This is a genomic window from Curvibacter sp. GW821-FHT01G03 (genome assembly GCF_059422285.1).
Map to the genome: position 1 here is coordinate 66,182 of NZ_JBWKWP010000016.1, position 25,127 is coordinate 91,308.

22 protein-coding genes are annotated in these 25,127 nt (G+C 65.6%); 13 read left to right on the plus strand and 9 right to left on the minus strand.

What is annotated here, in order from left to right:
* Positions 1-85: 85 nt before the first annotated feature.
* Complete coding sequence (locus tag AC07VS_RS21730) at positions 86-604, minus strand: nucleoside 2-deoxyribosyltransferase (RefSeq protein ID WP_494751968.1); 519 nt, start codon at positions 602-604, stop codon at positions 86-88.
* A 267-nt stretch (positions 605-871) separates the two neighbouring features.
* Between AC07VS_RS21730 and AC07VS_RS21735 the strand changes: the two genes are divergently transcribed.
* Complete coding sequence (locus tag AC07VS_RS21735; protein WP_494751969.1) at positions 872-2,611, plus strand: methyl-accepting chemotaxis protein; 1,740 nt, start codon at positions 872-874, stop codon at positions 2,609-2,611.
* Positions 2,612-2,684: 73 nt separating this feature from the next.
* Here the strand turns inward: AC07VS_RS21735 and AC07VS_RS21740 are convergent, their stop codons facing one another.
* The 4 genes from AC07VS_RS21740 to AC07VS_RS21755 form a co-directional block, all read right to left on the minus strand.
* Positions 2,685-4,028 carry a sigma-54-dependent transcriptional regulator gene (locus AC07VS_RS21740; protein ID WP_494657069.1) on the minus strand — a complete coding sequence of 448 codons (1,344 nt, stop codon included), beginning with the start codon at positions 4,026-4,028 and terminating at the stop codon, positions 2,685-2,687.
* Complete coding sequence (locus tag AC07VS_RS21745; RefSeq protein ID WP_494752009.1) at positions 4,021-5,853, minus strand: sensor histidine kinase; 1,833 nt, start codon at positions 5,851-5,853, stop codon at positions 4,021-4,023. Before AC07VS_RS21745 ends, AC07VS_RS21740 begins: the two co-directional genes overlap by 8 nt.
* A gap of 170 nt (positions 5,854-6,023) precedes the next feature.
* Positions 6,024-7,331, minus strand: a complete 1,308-nt coding sequence (locus tag AC07VS_RS21750) for a dicarboxylate/amino acid:cation symporter (protein ID WP_492345990.1) — start codon at positions 7,329-7,331, stop codon at positions 6,024-6,026.
* Positions 7,332-7,649: 318 nt separating this feature from the next.
* The gene (locus tag AC07VS_RS21755) at positions 7,650-8,747 is read right to left on the minus strand and encodes a GGDEF domain-containing protein (protein ID WP_494751970.1); all 1,098 of its coding nucleotides are present in this window, start codon (positions 8,745-8,747) and stop codon (positions 7,650-7,652) included.
* Between the two features lie 338 nt (positions 8,748-9,085).
* On the opposite strand from AC07VS_RS21755, the gene ytfE reads away from it, so the two are divergent.
* Positions 9,086-9,829 (plus strand): iron-sulfur cluster repair protein YtfE, encoded by a 744-nt coding sequence (gene ytfE, locus AC07VS_RS21760; RefSeq protein ID WP_494751971.1) that lies wholly within the window; start codon positions 9,086-9,088, stop codon positions 9,827-9,829.
* A gap of 62 nt (positions 9,830-9,891) precedes the next feature.
* Positions 9,892-10,443: a hemerythrin domain-containing protein gene (locus tag AC07VS_RS21765; RefSeq protein ID WP_494751972.1), complete on the plus strand. Its 552-nt coding sequence runs from the start codon at positions 9,892-9,894 to the stop codon at positions 10,441-10,443.
* 167 nt (positions 10,444-10,610) lie between these two features.
* Here AC07VS_RS21765 and AC07VS_RS21770 read toward each other — a convergent pair whose 3' ends face one another.
* Positions 10,611-11,300: a PepSY-associated TM helix domain-containing protein gene (locus tag AC07VS_RS21770; RefSeq protein ID WP_494752010.1), complete on the minus strand. Its 690-nt coding sequence runs from the start codon at positions 11,298-11,300 to the stop codon at positions 10,611-10,613.
* Positions 11,301-11,600: 300 nt separating this feature from the next.
* Here AC07VS_RS21770 and AC07VS_RS21775 point away from each other — a divergent pair, with 300 nt between their 5' ends.
* The 8 genes from AC07VS_RS21775 (at position 11,601) to AC07VS_RS21810 (ending at position 19,742) form a co-directional block, all read left to right on the plus strand.
* A complete protein-coding gene (locus AC07VS_RS21775; protein ID WP_492345985.1) occupies positions 11,601-13,790 on the plus strand; it encodes a TonB-dependent hemoglobin/transferrin/lactoferrin family receptor in 2,190 nt (729 codons plus the stop codon).
* 14 nt (positions 13,791-13,804) lie between these two features.
* Entirely contained in the window at positions 13,805-14,356 is a 552-nt protein-coding gene (locus tag AC07VS_RS21780) for a HugZ family pyridoxamine 5'-phosphate oxidase (RefSeq protein WP_492345984.1), read from the plus strand.
* A 47-nt stretch (positions 14,357-14,403) separates the two neighbouring features.
* Positions 14,404-15,486: a hemin-degrading factor gene (locus tag AC07VS_RS21785; protein WP_494751973.1), complete on the plus strand. Its 1,083-nt coding sequence runs from the start codon at positions 14,404-14,406 to the stop codon at positions 15,484-15,486.
* Between the two features lie 62 nt (positions 15,487-15,548).
* A complete protein-coding gene (locus AC07VS_RS21790) occupies positions 15,549-16,382 on the plus strand; it encodes a heme/hemin ABC transporter substrate-binding protein (protein ID WP_492345982.1) in 834 nt (277 codons plus the stop codon).
* Positions 16,379-17,455 carry a FecCD family ABC transporter permease gene (locus tag AC07VS_RS21795; protein WP_494751974.1) on the plus strand — a complete coding sequence of 359 codons (1,077 nt, stop codon included), beginning with the start codon at positions 16,379-16,381 and terminating at the stop codon, positions 17,453-17,455. Before AC07VS_RS21790 ends, AC07VS_RS21795 begins: the two co-directional genes overlap by 4 nt.
* Positions 17,452-18,270, plus strand: a complete 819-nt coding sequence (locus AC07VS_RS21800; RefSeq protein ID WP_494657059.1) for an ATP-binding cassette domain-containing protein — start codon at positions 17,452-17,454, stop codon at positions 18,268-18,270. Before AC07VS_RS21795 ends, AC07VS_RS21800 begins: the two co-directional genes overlap by 4 nt.
* The gene (locus AC07VS_RS21805; RefSeq protein WP_494751975.1) at positions 18,267-19,001 is read left to right on the plus strand and encodes an energy transducer TonB; all 735 of its coding nucleotides are present in this window, start codon (positions 18,267-18,269) and stop codon (positions 18,999-19,001) included. The genes AC07VS_RS21800 and AC07VS_RS21805 overlap by 4 nt, the downstream gene beginning before the upstream one ends.
* A 123-nt stretch (positions 19,002-19,124) precedes the next feature.
* Positions 19,125-19,742: a hypothetical protein gene (locus AC07VS_RS21810; protein WP_494751976.1), complete on the plus strand. Its 618-nt coding sequence runs from the start codon at positions 19,125-19,127 to the stop codon at positions 19,740-19,742.
* Between the two features lie 30 nt (positions 19,743-19,772).
* On the opposite strand, the gene ccoG is transcribed toward AC07VS_RS21810, so the two are convergent.
* Entirely contained in the window at positions 19,773-21,224 is a 1,452-nt protein-coding gene (gene ccoG, locus AC07VS_RS21815; RefSeq protein ID WP_492345977.1) for a cytochrome c oxidase accessory protein CcoG, read from the minus strand.
* A gap of 72 nt (positions 21,225-21,296) precedes the next feature.
* On the minus strand, positions 21,297-21,737 hold the full coding sequence (locus AC07VS_RS21820) for a MarR family winged helix-turn-helix transcriptional regulator (protein WP_492345976.1): 441 nt from the start codon (positions 21,735-21,737) through the stop codon (positions 21,297-21,299).
* A gap of 149 nt (positions 21,738-21,886) precedes the next feature.
* Here AC07VS_RS21820 and AC07VS_RS21825 point away from each other — a divergent pair, with 149 nt between their 5' ends.
* Positions 21,887-23,083, plus strand: coding sequence for an HPP family protein (locus AC07VS_RS21825; protein ID WP_492345975.1), 1,197 nt, complete (start codon positions 21,887-21,889; stop codon positions 23,081-23,083).
* Between the two features lie 56 nt (positions 23,084-23,139).
* On the opposite strand, the gene AC07VS_RS21830 is transcribed toward AC07VS_RS21825, so the two are convergent.
* Positions 23,140-24,045 (minus strand): LysR family transcriptional regulator, encoded by a 906-nt coding sequence (locus AC07VS_RS21830; RefSeq protein WP_492345974.1) that lies wholly within the window; start codon positions 24,043-24,045, stop codon positions 23,140-23,142.
* Positions 24,046-24,210: 165 nt separating this feature from the next.
* On the opposite strand from AC07VS_RS21830, the gene AC07VS_RS21835 reads away from it, so the two are divergent.
* On the plus strand, positions 24,211-25,125 hold the full coding sequence (locus tag AC07VS_RS21835; RefSeq protein ID WP_492345973.1) for an amino acid ABC transporter substrate-binding protein: 915 nt from the start codon (positions 24,211-24,213) through the stop codon (positions 25,123-25,125).
* Positions 25,126-25,127: the final 2 nt, after the last annotated feature.

Consider the following 25,127-nt stretch of genomic DNA (forward strand, 5'->3'; position numbering starts at 1 on the left):
CAGCGCAGGCCCTTCGATGGGGTGGCTTGAATCCGTCCTGCGGCAAAGCGCGATGAGCGCAGGCCTCATTTTCATTGCGGTGGCTTCAACCGGGCCTGTTGCCCCAGGCCGCGGCCATGGCCTGCAGGCAGGTGGCTGCATTGCCCCGCACCAGTCGCACGCTGCAGGCCAGCATCAGGTTGAGGGGCAGGCCGAAATCTTCCACCTGGTAGCCCTGTGTGTCGAACCGACGCCCGTCCTGTCTCAGCTCATGGGGGACACGCTGCGGCAAGGGGCGGTCATCGTCCACATAGGCCCACACGGGCTTGCCCAGCGCGTGGGCATAGCCCACTTCGAACACCGTGCCCGAGTCGGGCTCCAGGCCGCGGAAAGGGTTGAGGTTGGCCATCACGGCGTCAGCTTGCCGGATCGCGGCCAAGTTGCTTTGCAGGATCCAGTGGGCGAGGGCCGCGCCCGTCAGGGCAGGGGGTGGGCTGGGATCGGTGGGGTAGTGGCCCACAAAGCCGTGTCGCTGGCAAAGAAGCTGCAAGGCCTCGCCCTGTTGCCGGGCATCAGGGCGGAACACGTCAAAGCCGGCGAGGTAGAGGCGGAGTGGTGAAGGCATGGGGGGGAGCGTTGGCAGACGCAGTCTCGATGATCGCTTATTCAGATGCCTCAGGCAGGCCGTGGCATGCGAATTGCGCATGGAATTCGTTAAACGAACAAAAGAGAAGAAATGGTATTTCTCAATTGAGCGGCATGTTGTCTTGTGGATGCGCCGAAATATTGATTAAAAGTATCATTGAAATGATATTAATGCTTGTTTTTTGATGGAATTTGACTAAAATAAGAAGTGATTTTTTGAACAATTCACGGACGGATGGAGGTCATGATGAACGTATTGCGACAAGTCAAGATAGGCGCCCGCCTGGGCTGGGCGTTTGCAGCTGTGCTGCTGATGCTGGCCCTGCTCGGCGGCTTTGGCATGTACCAGATGAGCCGTGCCAACTTTTATGCCAATGACCTCGGCACGAATTGGCTACCCAGCGTGAAAGTGTTGGGCGACATTCGCACAACCTTCAATGAAGTGCGTCGAGTCAGCCTGCGGCACCTGCTTGAAAATACCCCGGAGGCCAAAGCCGAGCAGGTCAAGCTCTACGAGGCCGCTGTAGAGACGGAGGTGCCCAAATTATTTGCCGAATACGAACCCATGATCGCTTCGCCGGAAGAGCGCAAGGCCTATGAAGAGATCAGGAACGGTTGGACGGCCTTTTTGGAGATCGAGAAAAAGCAGATGGCTTTGGCCGCCGGCAATGAAGCCGATCGCGACGCAGCGCGTCAGCTGGCCGTGGGGCCTGCCGCGAGTGCTTTCACAGAGATCATGGCCGGCGTCACAAAAGATGTGAACATCAATCTGGCGGGCGCGTACAACGCAACAGCATCAGCCAAATCAAGCTACCAGCATTCATTGATCGTTTCGAGTGCCGTGATCGTCATCGCTCTGTTGATGGGCGCGGTGCTGGTCACCCGCTCGATTGTGCAGCCCTTGAACACAGGTGTGACTGTGGCCGAGGCCGTGGCCCAAGGGGATTTGACAACCAAGTTCGATATTCAGGGCCACGATGAGCCGGCCGACCTGCTGCGCGCCCTGCAGCACATGAATGAACGCCTGGCAGACATCGTGGGCCAAGTGCGCCTGAGCAGCGACAGCATCGCCACTGGTTCGGCAGAAATCGCCACCGGCAATGCCGACCTCAGCCAGCGCACCGAGCAGCAGGCCAGCAACCTCGAAGAGACGGCGGCCTCGATGGAGGAGCTCAACAGCACGGTCAAGACCAATGCCGACACAGCCCAGCAGGCCAACCGGCTGGCGTCGGAAGCCACCCAAGCCGCGGAACAGGGGGGTACCGTGGTGGGCCGGGTGGTAGCGACCATGCAGGACATCTCGGCATCCTCGAAGAAGATCTCGGACATCATCGGTGTGATCGACGGGATTGCCTTTCAGACCAACATCCTGGCGCTGAACGCGGCGGTGGAAGCGGCCCGGGCCGGAGAGCAAGGCCGCGGCTTTGCCGTGGTGGCCAGCGAGGTGCGCAGCCTGGCCGGGCGTTCGGCCGAGGCAGCCAAAGAGATCAAGACCCTGATCGGCGCCAGTGTCGAAAAGGTGGAGGCCGGCACCACGCTGGTAGACGAGGCCGGCCAAAGCATGGAGGGCATCGTGACCCAGGTGAAGCGCGTGAGCGCGCTGATCAGCGAGATCTCCAGCGCCTCGATGGAGCAAAGCAGTGGCATCAGCCAGATTGGCGATGCGGTGAACCAGCTCGATCAGGTGACGCAGCAGAACGCGGCCCTGGTCGAAGAAAGTGCGGCCGCTGCCGACAGCCTGAAGAACCAGTCGCAGCGACTGGCCGAACTGGTGTCGGTGTTCAAGATCACTGGGCAGCCCGCCCGCCTGGGGCAGGCCAACCTGGCGCCACTGCCTTCGCGCAAGTTCGGCAAGGCGCCGGCAATGGCGCCCCTGACCAAGGCCGCTGCACCCAGTCGGCCCACCCTGGGCAAGTCGCCCAGTCCGGCCTTGACCAACTCGGCCAAATCGGTGGTGGGTGGCAATGAAGACTGGGAATCTTTCTGATCCAAGACGCAAGCGCGGCTTGGTACCACCGGGCCCAGCCTGGTGGCCCACCCTCAACCTGGCCCGCAAAGGCTCAGGTGCTGCCCTGATCCAGCCCGTGCTTGCGGATTTTGTCGTGCAGCGTGGTCTTGGCCACGCCCAGGGCCTCGGCGCTGCGCGCGAGGCTGCCGCCATGGCGGCGCAGGGCATCGGCAATCAGGGCGCGTTCAAAGGCCTCGACGGTGCTGGCCAGTGCTTGCGCAGGGGCGGGGCCGGTTGCCTCTGAAAACGGGGGCGACCCCCCTTCGATGCCCAGTACGCAGCGCTCGGCCACGTTGCGCAGTTCACGCACATTGCCGGGCCAGTGGTAGGCCATGAGCTGGCGCATGCGCTCGGCGCTGGTCTCGGGGGCGGTGCGCTGGTGGCGGGCGGCGCCCTGCAGCGCAAAGTGCTCGAACAACAAGGGGATGTCTTCGCGCCGTTCACGCAGCGGCGGCAGCGGCAGGGTGGCCACGCTCAGGCGGTAGTACAGGTCGGCCCGAAAGCCGCCTTGGTCCGACAGGGCCAGCAGGTCGGTCTTGGTGGCGGCGATCACGCGGCAGTCGATCGGGATCAGGGTGTTGGAGCCCAGGCGCTCCAGGGTGCGCTCCTGCAGCACGCGCAGCAGCTTGATCTGCATGCCCAGGGGCATGCTCTCGATCTCGTCGAGGAACAAGGTGCCGCCGTTGGCGTGTTCGATCTTGCCGATGCGTTTCTTGGCAGCGCCGGTGTAGGCACCTGCCTCGTGGCCGAACATTTCGCTGTCAAACAGGGTGTCGGGCAGGCCGCCGCAGTTGATGGCCACAAAGTGGCCCTGCCGGCGCGCGCTGGCCTCGTGCAGGCAGCGCGCCACCAGCTCTTTGCCGGTGCCGGTCTCGCCCTGGATCAGCACATCGGCCGCGCTGCTGGCCAGGCCCGCCAACCGCTGGCGCAGGCGCTGCATGCCGGGCGCCTGGCCCAGCAACTGGCCTTCGATGGTGTCGCGCTGGGCCAGTTGGCGCCGCAACTCGCGCACCTCCAGCACCAGGCGGCGTTTCTCCAGGGCACGGCGCACGGCACCCACCAGGTACTCGGGGGCGAAGGGCTTCTGGATGAAGTCGTGGGCGCCGTCCTTCATGGCCTGCACCGCCATGGCGATGTCGCCATGGCCGGTGATCAGCACCACGGGCAATTCGGGGTCCAGGGCCATCAGCTCGCGCATGAAGGTGAGCCCGTCGCAGCGTGGCAGGCGGATGTCGCTGACCACGATGCCCGCAAAGTCGGCCCCCAGACGCTTGCGTGCCGCCTCGGCACTGCCCACGCTGTCGCAGGCGATGCCTTCGAGTTGCAGCGCCTGCTCGCAGCCCAGCACGATGTCGGGGTCGTCTTCAATGATCAGAACTTTGAGGGCGTCAGTCATGGGGTGGGCTCGGTGGTTCGGTTGGCACGTCGAGGGCTCTTGGAAGCTCCAGCGTGAACAGGGCGCCGCCGTCGGGGTGGTTGGCGCCGCTGAGGCTTCCCTGGAACTCGCGCACGATGCCGGCCGACAGGGCCAGGCCCAGTCCCAGACCGACGCCGGCCTCTTTGGTGGTGAAGAAGGGCTCGAACAGGTGGGCCTGCGCGGCGTCGGCCAGCCCGGGGCCGTGGTCGCGTACACGCACGCGCACCCGGTCGGCCTCCTGGCTGCAGGCGATCTCGATGCGGGGGCGCTGGGGTGGATGCACCGCGTCCAGCGCATTGCCGATCAGGTTGATCAGCACCTGCTCCAGCCGGTTGCCGTCGCACAGCGCCACAGGGCAGGGGCTGTTGGCCGCGCGCACGACGTCGGCGCGGCTTTCGGTGATCCGGCCCTCCAGCACGGCCAGGGCATTGTCCAGCGCCTGATCCAGCGGCACGGGGCGGCTGGTCGCGGGCGACTTGTGGGCAAACGAGCGCAGTTGTCCGGTGATGCGGCCCATGCGGTCGGCCAACTGGGCCATGCGTTCGAGATTGGTTCGGGTGGTGGCCAGGTCGCCCCGCTCCAGAAATCGCAGGCTGTTGCCCGAGAGGGTGCGCAGGGCGGTCAGGGGCTGGTTCAGCTCGTGCGCGATCCCGGTGGACAACTGACCGATCGCGGCCAGCTTGCCGGCCTGCACCAGTTCGTCCTGGGCGGCGCGCAGGTTGGCTTCGGTGCGGGTGCGCTCGGTCACCTCAGCCTGCAACCGGTGGTTGCTCGCCCACAGGTCGGCGGTGCGCTGGTCTACCTTGCGCTCTAGCTCGTCGTGGGCGGCCTGCAAGGCCTCGCGCGCGGCCAGCCGGTCTTTCAGGTGGCGGCGGCGCTCATTGAGCATCAGGCCCAACACAAACAACAGGGCCGCACCGATCAAGGCGATCAGGGCACGGCTTTGGGCAATCTCATCCACCTGCTCCAGGTGCGACAGCACGGTCAAGGTCCAGGGCGTGCCGGGCAGGGCCCTGGACTGCGCCAGAAAGCGCCCCGCCACGGGGTAGACCGAGACCATCTCGGGGCGCTCCTTGGCGATGCTGACCAGGCGGGCGCCGTGTTCCAGCTCGCGCAGTTCACGCAGGCCCAGGGGCTTCAGGGCGCGACGGTTGTATTGCTGGGTCTGATCGAAGGCTTTGGCCGTGGCTTCGTCGAGCGGACGCAGGGTGGTGAACTTCCAGTCGGGCACCGAGCCCAGGATGACGACGCCGTTCTCGTCGCTGACCATGACTGGCGCCTCCACCGTGGTCCAGGACTGCTCCAACTGGTCCAGGCTGACCTTGATCACGGCAACGCCCTGGGTGCCACGCGGGTCCACCAGGGTGGAGGCCAGGTAGTAGCCGGGCTCACCGCGGGTGGTGCCGATGCCGAAGAAACGGCCGCTGCCGTTGGCCACCGCATCGCGGAAATACGGGCGGAACGACAGGTTTTCGCCCAGGTAGCTGTCGGCACGGCGCCAGTTGCTGGTGGCCAGCACCTGGCCCTGGGGGTTGATCACGTAGATGGCCAGGGTGCCTGCGCGGTCGTTGAGCTGCTCCAGGTAGGCATTGACCCGACCTGGCGATTTCTGACCGGCCGGATGGGCCAGCAAGTCCAGCACGTTGGCTTGCAGCTCCAGGGTGCCCGGAAGGAAAGCGTATTTGCCGATCTCGCGCTCCAGGCTGGCGGCATACAGATCGAGCCGGTGCAGCCCGGTGGTCTGCATCTCGGCCAGGCCCAGGCGTTGCGCCATCTGATACGCGCCCAGGCTGCTCAGGCCCATCAGGGCCAACAGCAGCAAGACAATGGGGGCGAAGCGCAGTACACGCGGCAGGTGGCGTGTGAGGGGTGGGCTGACGAGGCGCTTTGAAAGACGTGGGGACAGGCGTGGAGGCATGGGCGGCAGACGGGGATGGTAGCAGCGCCGCCAGCCCCCAGGGGGCTGGGGGGTCCTCAGGCTCGGGCGGCCACGGCGCTGTCGTCGCCTTCCACCGGCAGGGCTTCTTCAGCCTCGGCCAGGGCCGGATCGACGGGCGAGATGGCGCCTTCCCATTTGGCCACCACAGCGGTCGCAATGGCATTGCCCAGCACGTTGGTCATGGTGCGGCCCATGTCCAGAAAGTGGTCGATGCCCAGAATCAGCAGCACACCTGCCTCAGGCAGCTTGAACATCGGCAGCACGGCCGCCACCACCACGAGCGAGGCCCGCGGCACACCAGCAATGCCCTTGCTCGACACCATCAGCACCAGCAGCATGGTGATCTGAGCGCTCAGCGGCATGTCGATGCCGTAGGCCTGGGAGATGAAAATCGCCGCAAAGGTGGTGTAGATCATCGAGCCGTCGAGGTTGAACGAATAGCCCAGCGGCAGCACAAAGCCGGTCACGCGCGGGCTCACGCCAAACTTCTCGAGCTGCTCCATCAACTTGGGGTAGACCGATTCGCTGCTGGCGGTCGAGAAGCCGATCAGCATCGGTGTGCGCACCAGCTTGACCAGGCGGAACACATCGCGGCCCAGCACCAGGAAGCCGGCACCGATCAGCACCAGCCACAGGCAACCCAGAGCCAGGTAGAAGCTCAGCATGAAACGGCCGAACACGCTCAGCATGCCGATGCCCTGGGTGGTGATGGCCCCGGCCACGGCACCGAACACGCCCACGGGGGCGAAACGCATCACATAGTCCGTGACCTTGAGCATCACATGCACCACCTCATCGAGGGTGGCCACCAGCGAGCGGGCGGCCTGGTTGTGCAGGTGGCCCAGTGCCAGGCCGAAGAACAGCGAGAACACCAGGATCTGCAAGATCGAGTTGCTGGCCATCGATTCGACGATGCTCTTGGGGAACACCTGGGTGATGAACTCTTTCAGGTTGAGCGACCCGGTCTTGAGCTGGGTGCTGGTGCCCACGTCGGGCAGCGGCACGCTCAAGGCAGCCCCGGGCTGGAGCAGGTTGGCGATCACCAGACCCAGCAGCAGGGACATCAGCGAGGCCCCCAGGAACCAACCCACAGCGCGGGTGCCGATGCGACCCACGGCTTTGGAGTCGCCCATGTTGGCCAACCCGGCAGCCAGCGTGGCAAAGACCAGTGGCGCAATGATCATCTTGATCATGCGCAGAAAGATGTCGGTCAGGATGCTGAAGTAGCCCGCGATGTCTTTCGCGGCTTCGGGGCTGGGAGCGAATTCATGGCAGGCGTAGCCGACCAGCACGCCCAGGACCATGGCCAGGATGACCAGGGTGGTCAAGCGATTGAGTTTCATGTTGTTTTCCGATGGATGCGATCTGTCGTCCGGAGGGGTAGAAATCCCTGGCGACCGGGCCCCACCCAGCCCACGCCAGCCCCTCTGCAGGGGCTTGGCGCGAGTCGGATCAGTTCTTGTCTCCAGGAAATCCAGGGCCACGCCAGGCGCAGCCGCCTTCTGTTTTGCACGGAGCGTGCCAGTCTTTGCCTGAGCGGAGAGGCTTGATTTAAAAGGAGAATTTCAAACCGGCGTGGCGGCTATGGTCGGTTTCCCGAACCTGTTGGCCCGCAGGCGTTCGGAAATCCGAATGACGTTGTGCCGCCTCGGGTGCTTGCCTCAGGGCAGGCAGGTGACCCGGTTTCGACCGGCGGCCTTGGCCTGGTACATGGCGCTGTCGGCGCGCTGCTGCAGGCTTGGCAAGTCGAGGCGGCCATCCGGGCTGTGCGCCACGCCGATGCTGGCCGTGATCTGCAGCGAATGCCCGCCCACGTCGATCGGCAACTGCTCGATGCTGAGCCGCAGGTGCTCGGCCACCCGCAGGGCCTGGCCCAGGTCGGTCTGCGGCAGCAGCACCCCGAACTCCTCGCCGCCGATGCGGCCCACGACATCGTTGTGTCGAACCCCTTTTTGCAATGCCCTGGCGGCGGCCTGAAGCACTTTGTCGCCTGCCGCGTGGCCGTGTTGGTCGTTGACGCGCTTGAAGTGGTCCAGATCCACGAACAGCACGGAGTAGCCTCGTCCAGCGTCGGCGCCGGTCTGGATCAGGGCCTGGCTTTGGGCCTGGTACGCCCGGGCATTGAACACGCCGGTCAGCGCGTCATGGGAGGCGATCCGGAGCAGCTTGAGGTTGTACTTGCGCATGCGCGAGAAGTACGACACCGAGCGATCGCCGAACACGTGGAACATCACGCTCATGTAAAGCACCGCCAGCAGCAAGGTGGCTTGTGCGTTGCCCGAATAAGGGTGGGCCAGTCTGGGGTTGAGGCCCAGGACGATCAGCAGCGACAGGCCCGTCATCGCCCACCCCGCACGGGGCCCCAGCAGAATGAAGACCCCTGGAATGTTCACCATGAACCAGAGCAGTCGCAGCTCGTCGGCCGGAACAAAGAGCAGGGCAGAGGTGTACTCCAGCATGCACAGCAGCTCGTAAGCCCAGGCGACACCAAGAAAGCGCTCAGGCCTCGATCGCAAAGCGGCCCAACAGCCCAGCGCCAGCACAGTGAAGCCCATCATGGAATAGATGTGCGGCCCATCCAGCACGTTGATCCCACTCAGGTGGGCAGCCACCAGCGCGGCAGTGAAGACGGCCCCGGCAAACATCAAGGCCAGCAGAAACTTGTACTGAAATTCGCGCAGCTCCTCCTTCTCCTCGAAGGAGACATCGCCAAAAAGGAGACGAATGAAAGCGGATTTCATGGCGTTCAACGGGGTCATGGTTTTAGCTGCATCGCACCTCTACCGACCTGCCTTGGATCGGAGCCGGAGCGCCAGCGGCGGCTGCTCCGTCTGGCTTTTCATCGGCCCTTGGCAAGCCCTTCAATATAGCCGGCCTGGGTCCGCAAGCCGCGGCTTGACCGCTTCAGTGGTGGGCATGGGCATTTGCGGGCCGTCAAAAAATAGCGAGATGCGGCAGGTGCTGTTGGCACTGGCCTGTACAGAGCGCCGTTCTACCGTGACACCCCCAGTCAGCGCCTGGTTTTAAAAATACATTAGACATGCATGTTTATATTTTTTAAGATGTGCAAACAATGCATCTTAAAAAGGACCTTTGCATGAACACCGCCACGCTCGAACCCTCTGCCAACCAGGCCAGCGTCAATGGGCTGGCCGAACAGGCCTTGGGCCGTATCGCCGTGCAACTGCCCGGCGCAACGGCTGTCTTTCGGCGTCTGAAGCTTGATTTCTGCTGCGGCGGCCAGATCAGCCTGCGCCAGGCGGCACAGGACAAGAGCCTGGACCTGGCGGCCCTGTTGCGCGAACTGGAGAGCCTGCAGCGCGAAGACCAGCCGGCAGCCCCGCAACCCGCACCTGCCCTCGTCGACCACATCCTGGAGCGCTTTCATGCGGTGCACCGTCAACAGTTGCCCGAACTGATCCGCATGGCGCGGCGGGTCGAGGCCGTGCACCGCGATCACCCCGAGGCCCCGGCCGGCCTGGCCGTTCACTTGGAACACATGGAACAGGAACTGCTGGACCACATGGCCAAGGAAGAGAACGTGCTGTTTCCGATGCTCAAGGCCGGTGGCAATCCCTTTGTGCCGCAACCGATCGCCATGATGCGCCACGAGCATGTGTCCCATGGCGCCGAGCTGGCACACATGCTGGCGCTGGCCCATGACATGGTGCCGCCAGCTGGCGCCTGCAACACCTGGCAAGCGCTGTATGCCGGCTTGCAGCAGTTTCATGACGATCTGATCCAGCACATTCACCTCGAAAACAACGTGCTGTTTCCGCAGTTTGAGCCGGCCGCCGCGCCGGTGGTCGCTGCGTGCGAAGGGGCCTGTTCCTGCGCATGAGAGGGCTCATGCGGCCACGGTTTGCCGCATGATCGACTTTCCAGCCACCTGCCATGCCTGCCATGACCCCCACCGTCCGTATTGCCAACGCTTCTTTGCTGCCCGGCCGCCCCGCGCCCGAGGCCGGCTTTGCCGCCCCTTACGAGATGCTGGGGGCCTGCCATGACAAGGTGCAGCGCATGCTCGACCTGCTGGAGCGCTTGCAGGCCCACCTGCGAGAGCACGGCCCCGACAGCCAGGCCGCACAGGCCGCACGCGACGTGATGCGCTACTTTGACTTGGCGGCGCCCTTGCACCACGAAGACGAAGAGCGTCACGTGTTCCCGCTGCTGATGCAAAGTGGCGAGCCGGCCTGGGTGGCGTTGGCAGGGCGTTTGCAACAGGAGCACCGTGACATGGTGCCGGCCTGGGCGGGGCTGCGGCAACAGTTGGAACAGGTGGTCGCTGGCCAGGGCAGGGCATTGGAGTTGCAGGCCTTTGTGAGCCTGTACCGGGCCCACCTGCAGGCGGAAGACGAAGTGGCCTACCCTGCGGCGTGCCAACTGGGCAACGAGGCGTCAAACGCCGAAATGAGCCGGGACATGATGCGACGCCGCGGTTTGCACTCAGTGTGAAGAGCGCCTCACGAGTTGGCAAAAACAGGCCTGCCTCGCCGGGGTGGGTTCATGTCTGTCGGCCTTCAAGAAACTGAAAGAACAGGCCTTCGGGCATGGAGCGAGGCAGGCCCCTGAAATGGGTCCAACGGGTCCAACAGATCCGATGGGTGCGCTTGCGGGCTGGCCTACAGCCGTGTCAGGACCATGCCCAGTGCGGTCAGCACCGAGGCGCTGAAGATGCCCACCCCCAGGGCTCTTCGGCGGTTCATCTGCACCCACAGGATCACGCCTGAGATGGACAAAAAAACCATGCTGCCCGCAATCGTGTCCACCAGCAGGATCCAGGGCACGGTCATGCCTGTGCCCTTGTGCAGGTTGGTCAGAGCGGCGATGAAGCCGTGCTGCGTGGTGTTGATACCGACCGATCGATTGCCTTTCCAGTACTCCACCTGCACGGTTTCGCTCGGGCCACCGAAGTTGAACACCCAACGCTCCGGTTGACGCGGGGCATCGCTGTTCTTTTCGGCCCAGGGCAAGGCTTTGGCTGGGTCGATGCGCACGCTGTTCGGCGGCCCGGACAGGCCCAGTGCCGGGGCCAGCCACTGGCCCATGGCCTCAGGGGTGCTGGGCGGCGGATCGGCCAGGGCCATCTGAGCATGGCTTTTCTGCTGGTTCAAGGGCAGCTTGAGCACGGTCCGGTGGTTCAGCCAGATGCCGCTCAAGCCGAAGACCAGGCCCAGCAAGGCGCCCCACAGGCCGATCCAGCCATGGGTCTTGCGCACCCAGTGGACAAAACGCGAATAGGTCTGGTGGCGGCGTTTGGCCCGGGCGGTGTCTGTCGACAAAAGGGGGGCGCTGGCGGCTGGCGTTTTCATGGCATTCGGGAGGGGCAGGCCGGTGCGGCGTGGAGTGGTCAAGGGGGTTATCAGATTCTGAATGATAACCATTGTCATTTGAAAAGATTCCGTGGAGAAAGATTGTCGACTTCAAATGTGTCGCAAATAAGAATGAATCTCATCTAGAATGCAAACAACGCCGAAAGAATCGCCCGGCGTCCAGTCTTCGTCTCCCTTGCCCTCCGGGGCCAGACCCGTCGGCGAAGCTGCGAATCGTCTCACTCTCTGCACCAGCAAGCGCTTGCCAGCCAGTGCCTGAACTTCGTTTTAGGAACCACCATGCTGCGCAAGAAGAAGCTCGCGTTGGCGCTGGGCATGGTCTGGGGCACGGCCCCGACCCTGCTGCTGGCCCAGACCGCACCACCGACACCGGCCGAGGCCACCCGCCTCGATGAGATCACGGTCAGTGCCACCCGTTCGGAGCGGCGGGTGGACAAGGTGCCCGCCACCGTGACCGTCACCCCGGCCGCCCAAATAGAACAAGGCGGCGCCCGCGACCTCAAGGATGTGTTCCGTGACGAACTCGACGTGTCCGTGCGGGCCGCGCCCACCCGCTTCACCGCTGCGGGGGCTTCCACGGGTCGGGCTGGCAACGAGGGCATCAACATCCGCGGCCTCGAAGGCAATCAGGTGCTGATGCTGGTCGATGGCATCCGCGTGCCCAACAGCTTCTCGTTCGGCTCGTTTGCCTCCGGTCGGGGTGACTACCTCGACGTCGATGGCATCAAGACCGTCGAAGTGCTGCGGGGCCCTGCGTCCACCCAGTTCGGCAGCGATGGGCTGGCCGGCGCAGTCAGCTTTCGTACCCTCGACCCGGGTGACCTGCTCAAGCCGGGACAGACCGTGGGGGGCTTTGCGCGCTCCAGCTATGCGTCGATCGACCGGTCCTGGTCCAACACCCTGGGGGTGGCCGGCGCCAATGAGCGTTGGCAAGGCATGCTGCTGGGCAGTTACCGCCAGGGCCACGAGGTGGGCAACCAGGGCAGCAACGATGTCTTGAATGCCAACCGCACCACCCCCAACCCGGTGGATTACAACAACCGCTACCTGCTGGGCAAGGCGTTTTTGAAAATCGACCCGACCCAGCAACTGGGCTTTACCTTCGAAACCCAGAAGCGCCAGCAGGACACCGAGGTCTACTCGGCCCGGGGCGTGGCGCCACTGAGTTCGACCAGTGTCATCGATCTGGATGCGCGCGACCGCATCGAACGCAACCGAGTCTCACTGGAGCATCGCTTCAACGACCTCAATGCCTTGGCCATTCAGCGCGCCGAAACCCGCGTCTACTGGCAGGACGCCAAGGTCAGCCAATACGGCGCTGAAGACCGCTACACCGCAGCGGATCGAACCCGCGATACCACCTACCGCAGCAAGGTGGCCGGTTTCTCGACCCTGGCCGAAAGCAATCTGACGGGCTGGCTCAACCAGCGCCTGACCTACGGCGCGGATTGGAGCCGCAGCAAGATCAGCGGGGTGCGCGACGGCACGGTGCCACCCTACGGTGAAAGCTTTCCGACCAAGCCTTTCCCGGACACCGACCACGTGCTGGCTGGCGCCTTTGTGCAAAGCGAGATCCAGGCTGGGGCGTTCAGCATCATCCCTGGCCTGCGCTTCGATCACTACAAGCTTTCACCGTCCACCGCGGGCTACAGCGGCACGGCTGTCAGCCTGTCTGGCCAAGCTGTCACACCGCGCTTGGGGGTGGTGTGGCCATGGGCACCTGCCTTTGCGCCCTATGGCCAGTGGGCCAAGGGCTTTCGGGCCCCCACGCCAGACCAGGTCAACAACGGCTTCAGCAACCTGGCCTCGGGCTACACCACCGTCGGCAATGCCCAACTGAAGGCCGAGCACGCCGACAGCCTCGAGTTGGGCTTTCGCGGCCGGCTGGATCGGGTGCGCTATTCGGTGGCGGCCTATGACAACCGTTACCGCGACTTCATCAGCCAACAGGCTGTGAGTGGCGCCGGCACAGCGGCCAACCCCACAGTGTTTCAGTACATCAACCTCGCCAACGCCCGCATCCATGGCCTGGAGGCGCGCTCGGAGTGGACGCTGAGCCGAAGCTGGACGGGCACCGCCGGCCTGGCCTATGCCAAGGGTCACAGCGAAGCCAACGGTGTGAAAACCCCGCTGGACACGGTGCAGCCCTTCAAGCTGGTCCTGGGCCTGCGCCACGAGCAGGCCACCTGGGGTGCCCGCGCGCATTTGACTCACAGCGCCGGCAAGGCCCGCAGTGACATCTCGACCGGTGCGGCCCAGTTTGCCCCACCCGCCTACAACGTGCTGGACCTGGGATGGCACTGGAAAGTGCGACCCCAGGTGACCCTGAATGCCAACCTGAACAACGTCTTCAACGCCAAGTATTGGCGTTGGTCTGATGTCAGCGGCCTGGCCGCCAGCAGCACGGTGGCCGAGGCCTATACCGCACCGGGGCGCAACGCCCAGGTCTCTGTTCGTTACGACTTCTGAAGAAAGGATCCGCCATGTCCCACCTCCCCGACCTCGTGGCTGTACTGGATGAATGCCGGCAGTTCCCAGGACTGTTCCAGAGCCTGCATCTGGCCACCTGCAATGCCGACGCCGAGCCTGAGGCCAGTTATGCGGCTTACGTCGAGCACCAGGGTAGCTACTACGTCTACACCAGCGAGTTGTCTGCCCACACCGCCAACCTGGCGGCCAGCGGCCGCTGCTCGGTGATGTTCATCGAGAGCGAGGACCAGGCCCGGCACCTGTTTGCGCGGCGTCGCCTGACCCTGCAGTGTGCTGCCACCGAGTGCCCCCGCGGCAGCGCCGAGTTTGACCGGACGCTGGATCAGTTTGTCGAGCAGTTCGGTGCCTTCATGGCGATGCTGCGCAAGCTGACCGACTTTCACCTGTATCGCCTGCGCCCCCTCAGTGGCGCCTATGTGGCGGGCTTTGCCCAGGCCTACACCCTGGCGGGTGTTGGCTTGGGCGAGATCCGGCATCGGCGCGAACAAGGCCACCGCAGCCCCGATCAGGCCACGGCCACGGCCTTGGGCGCCTCGGCGCACTGACGCCAGCCACCGACTCGGCACCTTGCCCCCCTCAATCAGGAGCACTCATGAACGCTTCCCCCCAGACCCTCCGCGACGCCTTTCGCCTGCTGCGGCACGACGGCAAGGCCCGCCACCGAGACATCGCCCAGCAACTGCGTGTGTCCGAGTGCGAGTTGATCGCGGCGCACACTGGCCTGCCGCACGCCGATCCGCAAGCCTGGTTGAGCGCCACCCGCCTGCGCCCCCAGTGGCCGGCCATCGTCGAGGCCTTGCCCACCCTGGGCGAGGTGATGGCCCTGACCCGCAATGCCTCCTGTGTGCACGAGAAAACGGGCACTTACCAGCCCCCCTCCCTGCACGAACAGGTCGGCCTGGTGCTGGGCCCCGACATCGACCTGCGCTTGTACTACCAGGCCTGGGCCCATGGTTTCGCGGTCCAGGAGCAGACCCCTCAGGGCGTGCAGCGCAGCCTGCAGTTCTTCGATGCCGCGGGCATGGCCTTGCACAAGGTATTTCTGCGCTCCGCCAGCGATCTGCCAGCCTACACCCGCCTGGTGCAGGGGCTGGCCGATCCCGACCAGACTGCCCGCCTGGGCATGCAGGCGCCGCCCCCATGCGAGCCTGAGCGGTCTGACGCAGACATCGATGTGGCCGGCCTGCGTCAGGCCTGGGGCCGCTTGCGCGACACCCATGATTTCGTGGGCCTGCTGAGGGCTTTTGGCACCACGCGCACCCAGGCCCTGCGCCTGGCTGACCCCCGGTTTGCCCAGGCCGTGCAGCCCGAAGATGCTCAAGGTCTGTTGCAGGCCGCTGCCGCGCAGGGCTTACCGATCATGGTCTTCGTGGGCAATCCCGGCGCCCTCCAGATCCACACCGGCCCGGTGCGTCAGGTGGTGCTGATGGGCCCCTGGCTCAATGTGCTGGACCCGGGCTTCAACCTGCACCTGCGCGAGGACCACATTGCCAGCGCCTGGGTGGTCAGAAAGCCCACGTTGGACGGTTTGGTCAGCTCGCTGGAGCTGTTCGACAGCCAGGGCGACAGCATCGCCATGCTGTTTGGCGCCCGCCAACCCGGGCAGGCCGAGCGTTGCGAGTGGCGGGCCCTGCTCGACACCCTGACCGAGGAGCGCCGCCCATGCCTGGTGTGATGTCCCCGATCACAGGCCTCGGTGGGTTACTCCCCCGACGCCGCCATTGTCTGCAAGGTGGTTTGCTGGCTGCCGCATGGTTCACATCATCGGCCCGTGCCGCGCCGGCCAGGCAGCGCATTGTCAGTGTGGGCGGGGCGCTGACCGAGATCGTGTTTGCCCTGCAGGCCCAGGCCGAGCTGGTGGGGGTGGATACCACCTCGTTGTTTCCGGAGGCGGCCCAGAAGCTGCCCAGTGTGGGCTACGCCCGCACGTTGTCGGCCGAAGGGGTGCTGGCGCTGGCGCCGACGCGGGTCATCGCCACCGAGGATGCAGGTCCCCCGGGCGTGATCCGGCAATTGACGAGCGCCGGTGTCGAGGTTTCGGTGCTGCCGGCGAGGCACCGCTTCGAGGGCCTGTGTGAGCGAGTTCAGCGTCTGGGCGAGCTGACCGGCCGGGTGGCCGAAGCCCGGGCGCTGCAGCAAGCGCTGGTTCAGCAGTGGACCCGGGTCCAGGCACAGATCGCTGAGCGGGCTGGCAAGCCACCCCGCGTCTTGTTTGTGCTGGCCCATGCGCCCAACCAGATCCTGGTGGCTGGTGCCGACACCAGTGCCCAGGCCATGCTCGACTACGTGGGGGCCCGCAACGCCATCACCGGCGTCAGCGGCTACAAGCCCCTGACGCCCGAAGCCGTCATTGCGGCCCAGCCAGACCTCGTGCTGCTGACCGACCAGGGCCTGAGCACCGCAGGCGGGGTGGACGGCATTCTTCGGCTGCCCGGTCTGGCACAGACCCCGGCAGGGCAGCAGCGGCGGGTGCTGGCCCTGGAAGCCATGTTTCTGCTGGGCTTTGGGCCCCGTCTGCCTGCCGCCGTGGCGGCGCTGGACAAGGCCATCGGCCGGGCGATGAAGACATGAGTGCGCCAGTCACTTGGACGGCAAGGGGCGGAGCGCGCTGGCGGGCGTCGCCTGCACGGGTGCTGGGGGCCGCCTTGCTGCTGGCTGGGGTACTGGCCGCCCAAGCCGGCGCCGTGCCTGTGAGTGGGCATGACTGGTGGGCTCTGCTGGCGCCCGCAGGCGCAGGCACCGACGCGCCGCCCCGTTTGGGCGGTGGGGCCTATGTGCTGTGGCACATCCGCCTGCCCAGGGCGGTGTTTGCCCTGTTGGTGGGCGCCAGCATGGGGCTGGCTGGGGCTTTGACCCAGGGCCTGTTCCGCAACCCCTTGGCCGATCCCGGTTTGCTGGGCGTGAGTGCAGGGGCCGCCTGCGCAGCGGCCCTCACCATCGTGCTGGTCTCGGGCCCGGTGCTGGCATTGCCGCTGGCGTGGCGTGTCTGGTGCCTGCCGGCGGCAGCCTTTGCGGGTGCGCTGGGGGTGTGTTTCACGTTGGACCGTGTGGCTCGCTGGATCACGCCAGGGTCCATCTCGGGCCTGCTGCTGACCGGCGTGGCCCTGAATGCCCTGGCTGCCGCCATCATCGGCCTGTGCACCTATCTGGCCACGGACGAGCAACTTCGCAGCCTGTCGTTCTGGACTCTGGGCTCACTGGCCGGGGCCCAGTGGGGGCTGGTGCTGCTGATGGGGGCCTTGTTGTTGGCCGCCGCCTGGCCTTTGCGACAGATCGTTCGCGCCCTGAATGCCCTGGCCCTGGGCGAAGCCGCTGCGGCCCATGTCGGGGTGGATGTGCAGCGTCTGCGCAGCCGGGTCATTGTGCTGGTGGCCGTGCTGGCCGGGTTCTCGGTAGCCTGGTGCGGCATGATCGGTTTCATCGGCCTGATCGCCCCGCACCTGGTCCGGGTCTGGGTGGGGGGCGATCAGCACCGGGTCTTGCCGCTGTCTTTGCTGATGGGGGGCCTGCTGCTGCTGGTGGCCGACACGCTGGCGCGCACCGTGGTCATCCCGGCAGAGGTCCCGGTGGGCATCTTCACGGCCTTGCTGGGCAGCCCGTTCTTTCTGTTTTTGCTGCGCGGGGCGCGCGGGCGGATGGCATGAGCCGGCTGTTGACCCTGGAGGCCGCCACCTTCGTCGTGGGCGAGCAGCGCTTCGGGCCTTTTTCGCTGCAAGTGGCTGCGGGCGAACGCATCGCCGTGCTGGGGCCCAGCGGGGCGGGCAAATCCACCTTTCTCAAGCTCCTTTCGGGCGAGCGTCGGCCAGCCGGTGGGCAGGTGCTGTTCCTGGGCCGAGCCACGGCCGATTGGCCACTGGCCGAGCTGAGCCAGCACCGGGCCGTGCTGCCCCAGGCGGGCGATGTGGCCTTCGGCCTGCAGACCGAACTGGTGATCGGCCTGGGGCGGGTGGCTCGCACGCACGACCCGCAGCGGGCCCGCATCGTGGAGGATGCGGCCAGGCTGGCCCACGCCGGCCACCTGCTGGGGCGGCGTTTCGATACCTTGTCAGGGGGCGAGCAGGCGCGGGTTCAGTTGGCGCGCATCTTTGCCCAGTTGTGGGACCGCCAGCAGGGCCTGGTGCTGGTGGATGAGCCCCTGGCGGCGCTGGACCCGGGCCTGCAGTGTGAGCTGCTTGACAGCCTGGACCGCTACGCCAGCGCACGACAGCACGCCCTGGTGGCCATTCTTCACGACATCAATCAGGCCCTGGCAGGCTTTGACCGTCTGCTGCTGATCCGCCAGGGCCGCCTGGTGGCCGATCTGCCCGCCACAGCACCGGCGCTGCCGGCGCTGGAGGCGCTGTACGGCGTCAGCCTGAGCTGCTTCACCGATCGCCACGGGGCACTGGTGGTGGCGCCCTTGCGCCAACCCCGGAGCAAGCGGCCAGCGCAAGGACCGGCCGGAGAGGTTCGGGCATGACGCCGAGGCGACGGCGTCGCGAGTGGGTGGCGGCGGGCATGGCTCTGCTGATGCATGGGCTGGCGCTGCTGGGCCTGCTTCAGCTTGGGGGCCGATTGGCGCCGGTCGATCGCGCACGGGGATCGGCGCCCTTGGCGCTGGTCTGGGTGGCGCCCCCACCGGCCCAGGTCAACCACGCTGCCTTGAATCCCGTGTCCAGCCCACCCAGGCCAGCGACCCGTCCCGCCCGGCCCTCCAGTGCTCCGCAGCGGCCATTCTGGCGCCAGGCGAACAGTGAGGCGCCCTGGCAGGTGGAGCCTGCCCCGGGTCCGCAGAGCCAGGCCATGCCCGAAGGCCCGCCCTCCGGCCCCCTGGTCTCGGCGGGGCAGGGCACGCAGGCCGCGTCGGCGCCGGCACCCCGCATCGCCCCCACCGTCGCCACCGCCCCCGCGGCCGTTCAGACCACCGAGCCTCATGTGGGCGCGCGCCCCGACTACGCCTACAACCCGCCGCCCGATTACCCGCTGGCGATGCGCGAGCAGGGGATCGCTGGCGTGGTCTGGTTGCGTGTCTGGGTGGATGGCGAAGGCCGCCCCGGTGAGGTCCGCCTGGCCCGAGGCAGCGGCTACCGCTTGCTCGACGATGCGGCCATGCGGGCCGTCAGGGATTGGCGCTTTGTACCGGCCCGAAGCGGCGATCAGGCGATCGCCAGCTGGGTTGAGTTTCCGATCCGCTTTGCGCTGCGCGGTTGAGTGGCTCCGGGCCATGTTTCTGCGGCCTTGCGAGATCGATACCTGAGCTTGTGCAAGTGTTAACGCCCAGGTAACACGCGGCCATTAAGCTTTGAACCCAGTACCTTTTCAGGGAGTTTGAAGATGTTGTCGATTCGAAAATCCAGCCCCTCGCTGCTGGCCCTGGGCACCGCCCTGCTGATGAACCTCACGCTGGCCCAGGCCCAGACGGCTCCTGCTCCCGCAGTGGGGCCCACCTTTGGCCCGACACCGGCCCTGCAGCCCCATCGCCATGATGAGCTGCAGCATGCGCAGTTCCGCTTGAGCGAGCTGCAGCGCAAGCTGAGCCTGTCCCCCGAGCAGAAGAGTGCATGGGACACCTGGTCTGCGGCTGAGCTGCAGGCCTTGAAGCAAGGCATGGAGCAACACCAGGCCTGGCAGGCCGCCCACGTGCCGCAGGGCCAGCCCCCTGTCGAGCTGAGCGCACCGGAGCGCATGGCCCGGGCCATTTCGCAACTGCGCGACCACAAATACCTGCTGGATCAGCATTTGCAACAACTCGAAGCCGGCCAGGTGCGCACCCAGGCCTTCTATGACACGCTGGACGCCAAGCAGAAAACCATTTTCGATCTGTTGACGCAGCCCGGCCCGCATGGCCCCGGTCCTCACGGCATGGGGGGGCCTCTGGGGCATGAACCTGGGGGCGGCTTTCGTGCGGGCCCAGGCCCCGGCGCCCCCATGAAGGCGCCGCGCCGCCCCTGAAGGGCGAAAGCGGCCCCGGGGCCGTCCGGGTCAGCGGGGCACCACGAAGGTGGTCTTCTCCGTGATGCTCGTGGCGGGCCCGTTCTGGCCACTTTCACGGGTGATGCGCAATTGCAGCGGCAGCACCTGTCCCCGATGGCTTTCAGCTTCACCGGCCTCCAGGTTGAGGCGCAGCGCCAGGGTGCCGATGCCGGTGGCCGGCACGCTGAGCCCGGGCTCGCTGGCCAGCGTCAGCCCGGGCTGGCCCAGCACCTCCACCTTGAATTCATGGGCTTGCTCGGTGCTGTTGATCACCTGCAGCCGGTACACGTTCTCGATGCCACCGCGCCCCACCTGGCGGGCCAGTGTGCCGCGGTCCTTGATCACGTTCACCGCAAAGTCGTGCCGCTGCACCAGGCTCAGCGCAAAGCCCAGGCAGGTCAGCGACAGCAGTCCGGCGTAGATCAGCACGCGGGGGCGCAACACCCGCCGCAACAGGGCCGAGCGGGGCAGTTGCTGCTCCATGGCGTGGCCCGAGCTGTAGCGGATCAGCCCGGGCTGGTAGCCCATCTTGCCCATCACGTCGTCGCACACGTCGATGCAGGCGGCACAGGCAATGCACTCGTTTTGCAGGCCCTGGCGGATGTCGATGCCCGTGGGGCAGACCTGCACGCACAGGGTGCAGTCGATGCAGCTGCCCAACCCCAGGCTGGCCGGGTCGGCCTTGCGTGGGCGTGAGCCACGGGGTTCGCCGCGCCGGGTGTCATAGGCGATCACCAGTGAATCCATGTCGATCAGCGCGCTCTGGAACCGGGCGTAGGGGCACATGTACTTGCAGATCTGCTCACGCATATAGCCCGCGTTGCCGTAGGTGGCCAGGCCATAGAACAGCACCCAGAACCATTCCCAGGGCGAGAACGCACCCAGCGCGAGCTCGCTGCTCAACACACGGACCGGCGTGAAGTAGCCCACAAAGCTGAAGCCCGTGAACAGCGCCACGCCCACCCACAAGGCCTGCTTGAGCGCCTTGCGGCCGAGCTTGTGGGCCGACCACGGTGCGGCGTCCAGGCGCATGCGGGCCTGGCGGTCACCCTCCACCCGGCGCTCAATCCACAGAAAGATCTCGGTGTACACCGTTTGCGGGCAGGCGTAGCCGCACCACAGCCGCCCAGCCACCGCCGTGAAGAAGAACAGCGAAAGCGCCGCGATCACCAGCAAGGCGGCCAGGTAGATGAAGTCTTGCGGCTGCATCACCAGCCCCAGGATGTAGAAGCGCCGCTCCCCCAGATCGAACAGCACGGCCTGGCGCCCATTCCAGTTCAGCCAGGGCAGGCCATAGAAGAACAACTGGGTCAGCCACACCATCACCCAGCGCCAGCGAGCAAAGCGTCCGCTGACGGAGCGCGGGTAGACCTTCGCCTGGCTGGCATAGAGCGAGACCATTTCCGGCTCTGGGTCTTGGGCCGTGTCTGGCTGGATGGGGATCACACGGGGGCTTGTCATCTGGGCACCTGATCGGTTGTGAAATTCAAATGCATCTTTTATGCAACTTAAAAGGCAAAAAAAGGGTCGACCTCAGCCGCCCTGGTGGTCATTGAAGGCTGAAATATGGGCCACCTGGAACACCCCTGACAGCGATTGCAACTCGGCCCGATGGCGACCCGCCAGGCGCTCCAGGCATTGCTCGCCCGCCTCGCTCAAGTGCACCTGCACCTGGCGCCGGTCGGTGGCGCTGGGTTGGCGCTCCACCAGGCCAGCGGTCTCGCAGCGCGACACCAGGGCGACCACCGCGTGGTGCACGGTCTGCAGGCGTTCGGCCAGTTCACCCACGCTGGCCCAGTGGCGGCCGGGTGTGCCTTTCACGTGCAGCATCAGCAGGTATTGCTGGGGCGTGAGCCCTTCGGATTGGGCGGCGTCTTCGCTGAAGCGCAGAAAGCGCCTGAGCTGATAGCGAAATTCGGACAGTGCTTCGTAGTCGCGCTTGTGCAGTGGCTCAGGGGCGGGTGGTGCAGTCATGGGGCTTTTCAAGGCTTCTCAGGGCTTTTCAATCGGCTTGAAATTATATATCGCGCTGTGATGTAATCCGTCGCCCGGCGCTGGGCTTGTCGAAGCACGCCCGGGGCTTGAATCACTTGCCGACCCACGGTCGGCCTACTTTCCGCACCATGAACACGTCTCTCTTCAGCTGGCTGCAGCGCCAGTGGCCTGCCGCATCCCCTGTCGACCCCATGGAACGCCTGCGCGCCAGTGCTGGTGCCCTGATCGGAATCCTGCTCACGGGCCTGATCAGCGCCTGGGCCCTGGGCACCAACATGGGCGCCTTGTGGTTGGCCGCGCCCATGGGGGCCTCGGCCGTGCTGCTGTTCGCGGTGCCCTCCAGCCCCTTGGCACAGCCCTGGTCCATCGTGGGCGGTAACCTGGTGGGGGCCTTGGTCGGGGTGAGTTGTGCGCGCTTCGTCGATGCCCCGGTGCTGGCGGCGGCGCTGGCCATTGCCCTGGCCATTGCGGCCATGTTTGCGCTGCGCTGCATCCATCCGCCATCGGGGGCGGTGGCGCTCACGGCGGTGCTGGGCGGTGCGCCGGTGCATCAGGCTGGCTATGGCTTCGTGCTCACCCCCGTGGGCTTGAACACGGCTTTGCTACTGCTCATCGCCGTGCTCTACAACAAGGCGGTGGGCCGTCGTTACCCCCACACCGCCTTGCCGGATGCCCGCAGCGTGCACCACACGGAGGACCTGCGCCCCTCAGCCCGGCTGGGGTTCCGGCCCGATGACCTGGCCCGTGTGATGCAGGACTACAACCAGGTGCTCGACATCAGCCGCGATGACCTGGAGGCGCTGTTCCTGCAGACCGAGATGAAAGCCTTTCGCCGTCGCTTCGGCTCGGTGACTTGCGGGCAGATCATGTCGCGCGACGTGGTGTCGGTGGTGTTTGCCACCGAGTTGAGCCAGGCCTGGCGCCTGATGGAGCGCCACGCCTTGCCGGCATTGCCGGTGCTCGACCGGGTGCGGCGGGTGCAGGGCATCGTCACCCGAGCCGACTTTCTGGCCCATGCCCAGGCCCGGCGCTACCCGGGTCTGAGCCGGCGCCTGCAACGCCTGCTGCAGGCTTCGCCCTTCAGCCACAGCACCAAGGCTGAGGTGGTCGGGCAGATCATGAGCCCCCAGGTTCGGACCGTGCTGGACACGCAGCCCATGGTCGAGCTGGTCCCGCTGATGTCGGATCAGGGGCTGCACCAGGTCCCGGTGGTGAACGCCGAGAACCGCCTGGTGGGCATGGTCACGCAGAGCGACCTGGTGGCCGCGCTATACGAGGCCAGCCTGGCACACCTGGATGATGGGGCGCAGCACCCAGGCTCCTGAATCCAGGGTGTCATGTCTGGTGTGTCCGGTCTGCTCGGTGGACAGGTGCCGGGCCTTCAGGCCGGCACGGCCTGGAAAGCCCGTGAAAAGTCGCAGCACGACTGGGCCAGCATGATCAAGGCCGATGTGAGCGTGCTGCGCACCTCGCCCTTGTACATGGCAACGTAGGGCACAGGGGGCAGGGCGGGCTCCACCTCGATGACCGACAGCATGCCCAGCTCCACCAGTGGGGCCATGCATTGACGCGGCAGGTAGCTGGCACCAAAACCCGACAGGGTCAGGCTGGTGAGCGCGATCAGGTTGCTGACCACGATCGCGTCGGTGGTTTCGATGCCCTGATCACGCAGCCAGGTGTCATAAAGGCGGCCGGTGCCCGAGCTGTCGCCCTGCACCAGCAAAGGTACTTGTGCCAGTTGGTGCAGGCGGCTTGTGTCAGCGGGGACCAGGCCAGGCTTGGCCATCCAGGCGCTGTCGACGTGTCCCACCACCTTGGAGCGCAGGCGGGTGTCGGCAAACGCATCGGGCACCAGGATCAGGTCAAGCTCATCGGCCAGCAGCTTGTCGCGCAGCGGCAGGCTGCCGTCGACATCGGGCTCCAGCTTCACTTTGGGGTAGTGCTCTTGCACCAGGGCCACCAGGCGGGGTAGCCAGGTCATGGCGGTGAGCTCGGTCACGCCGATGCGCAGCCGCCGCTCAATCACTTCGGGCTTGGCAAACTGCTCCACCGCCAGGTCTCGCTCCCTCAGCAGCTTGCGCGCCAGCAAAAACATTTCTTCACCTTTCTCGGTCAGGCGGGCCGCGCGCTGGCTGCGGTCGAACAGGGGGGTGTCGAACACCTGCTCCAGCTCATGCACCCGTTTGGACACGGCCGACTGCGTGGTGTGCAGCTTCTGGGCGGCCTGGGCAAAGCCCCCCAGCTGAACGATCCAATACAGGGCCTCGAGTTGCTTGAAGGTCATCATGGTGCGGGCGCGTATTCAAATCTCTTTATGGAATGTTAAAGCAGAACAAAAAATCGCTTTTTTTGAATTGAGGGGCGCACCAGAATTCACTCAACCGCCGTCGTCACCGTTGGCGGAGACCGAATCAACCACCCCGCCTGTTCCCTCGAATGGAGTCTCAGCACCATGAACCGCCTTGCCAAATTGCCACGGGCCCTGCTGCTCGGCGCAGCCTTTGTGTCCCTGCTTGCGTCTCAGGCCGCTTCGGCGCAGGACATTGACACGCTGCGCAAGATCAAGGACAGCGGGGTCATCCGCATCGGCAGCCGCGACAGCTCCATTCCGTTTTCCTATGTGGCCAAGGGTGGCAGCGATCCGATCGGCTTTTCCAATGACATCTGTCTGAAAATCGTCGATGCGGTGAAAGCCAGGCTCGGGTTGCCCGCGCTGCGGGTTGAGTACACCACCCTGACTTCGCTCAACCGCATGCCCCTGATGCAGAACGGCACGGTGGATCTGGACTGTGCCACCACCACCAACTCGGTGGCGCGCCAGCAACTGGTGGCCTTTGCGCCCAGCCACTTCGTCGCGGGCATCACCGTGGCAGTCAAAAAAGACTCGGGCATCAACAGCCTGGCCGATCTGGCGGGCAAGACGGTGGCCACCGTGGCTGGCAGCACCTCGATCCAGCTGTTGCGGGCCTACAAACGGGCCGAGAACGTCGAAGTGCAAGAGATCACTGGCAAGGACACGGCCGACGCCTTCCTGCTGCTGGCCAGCGGACGTGCTGTCGCATATGTGCTGGACGATGTGCAGCTGGCCGGCCTGATCGCCACCGCACCGCGGCCGGGCGACTTCCGCATGCTGCACGACGTGGTGTTGCGCCAGGAGCCCTACGGCATCATGTACCGCAAGAACGACCCGCAATTCCAGGCGGTGGTCGACGATACCGTCACCCAGTTGATGAAATCGGGCGAGATCGAGCGCCTGTACGCCCGCTGGTTTACCCAGCCGATCCCGCCCAGCAACATCAATCTGAACTTCCCGATGACCGAGGCCATCCGCGAGGCCTATCGCAACCCCAGCAAGAAGGGGGTCTGAAC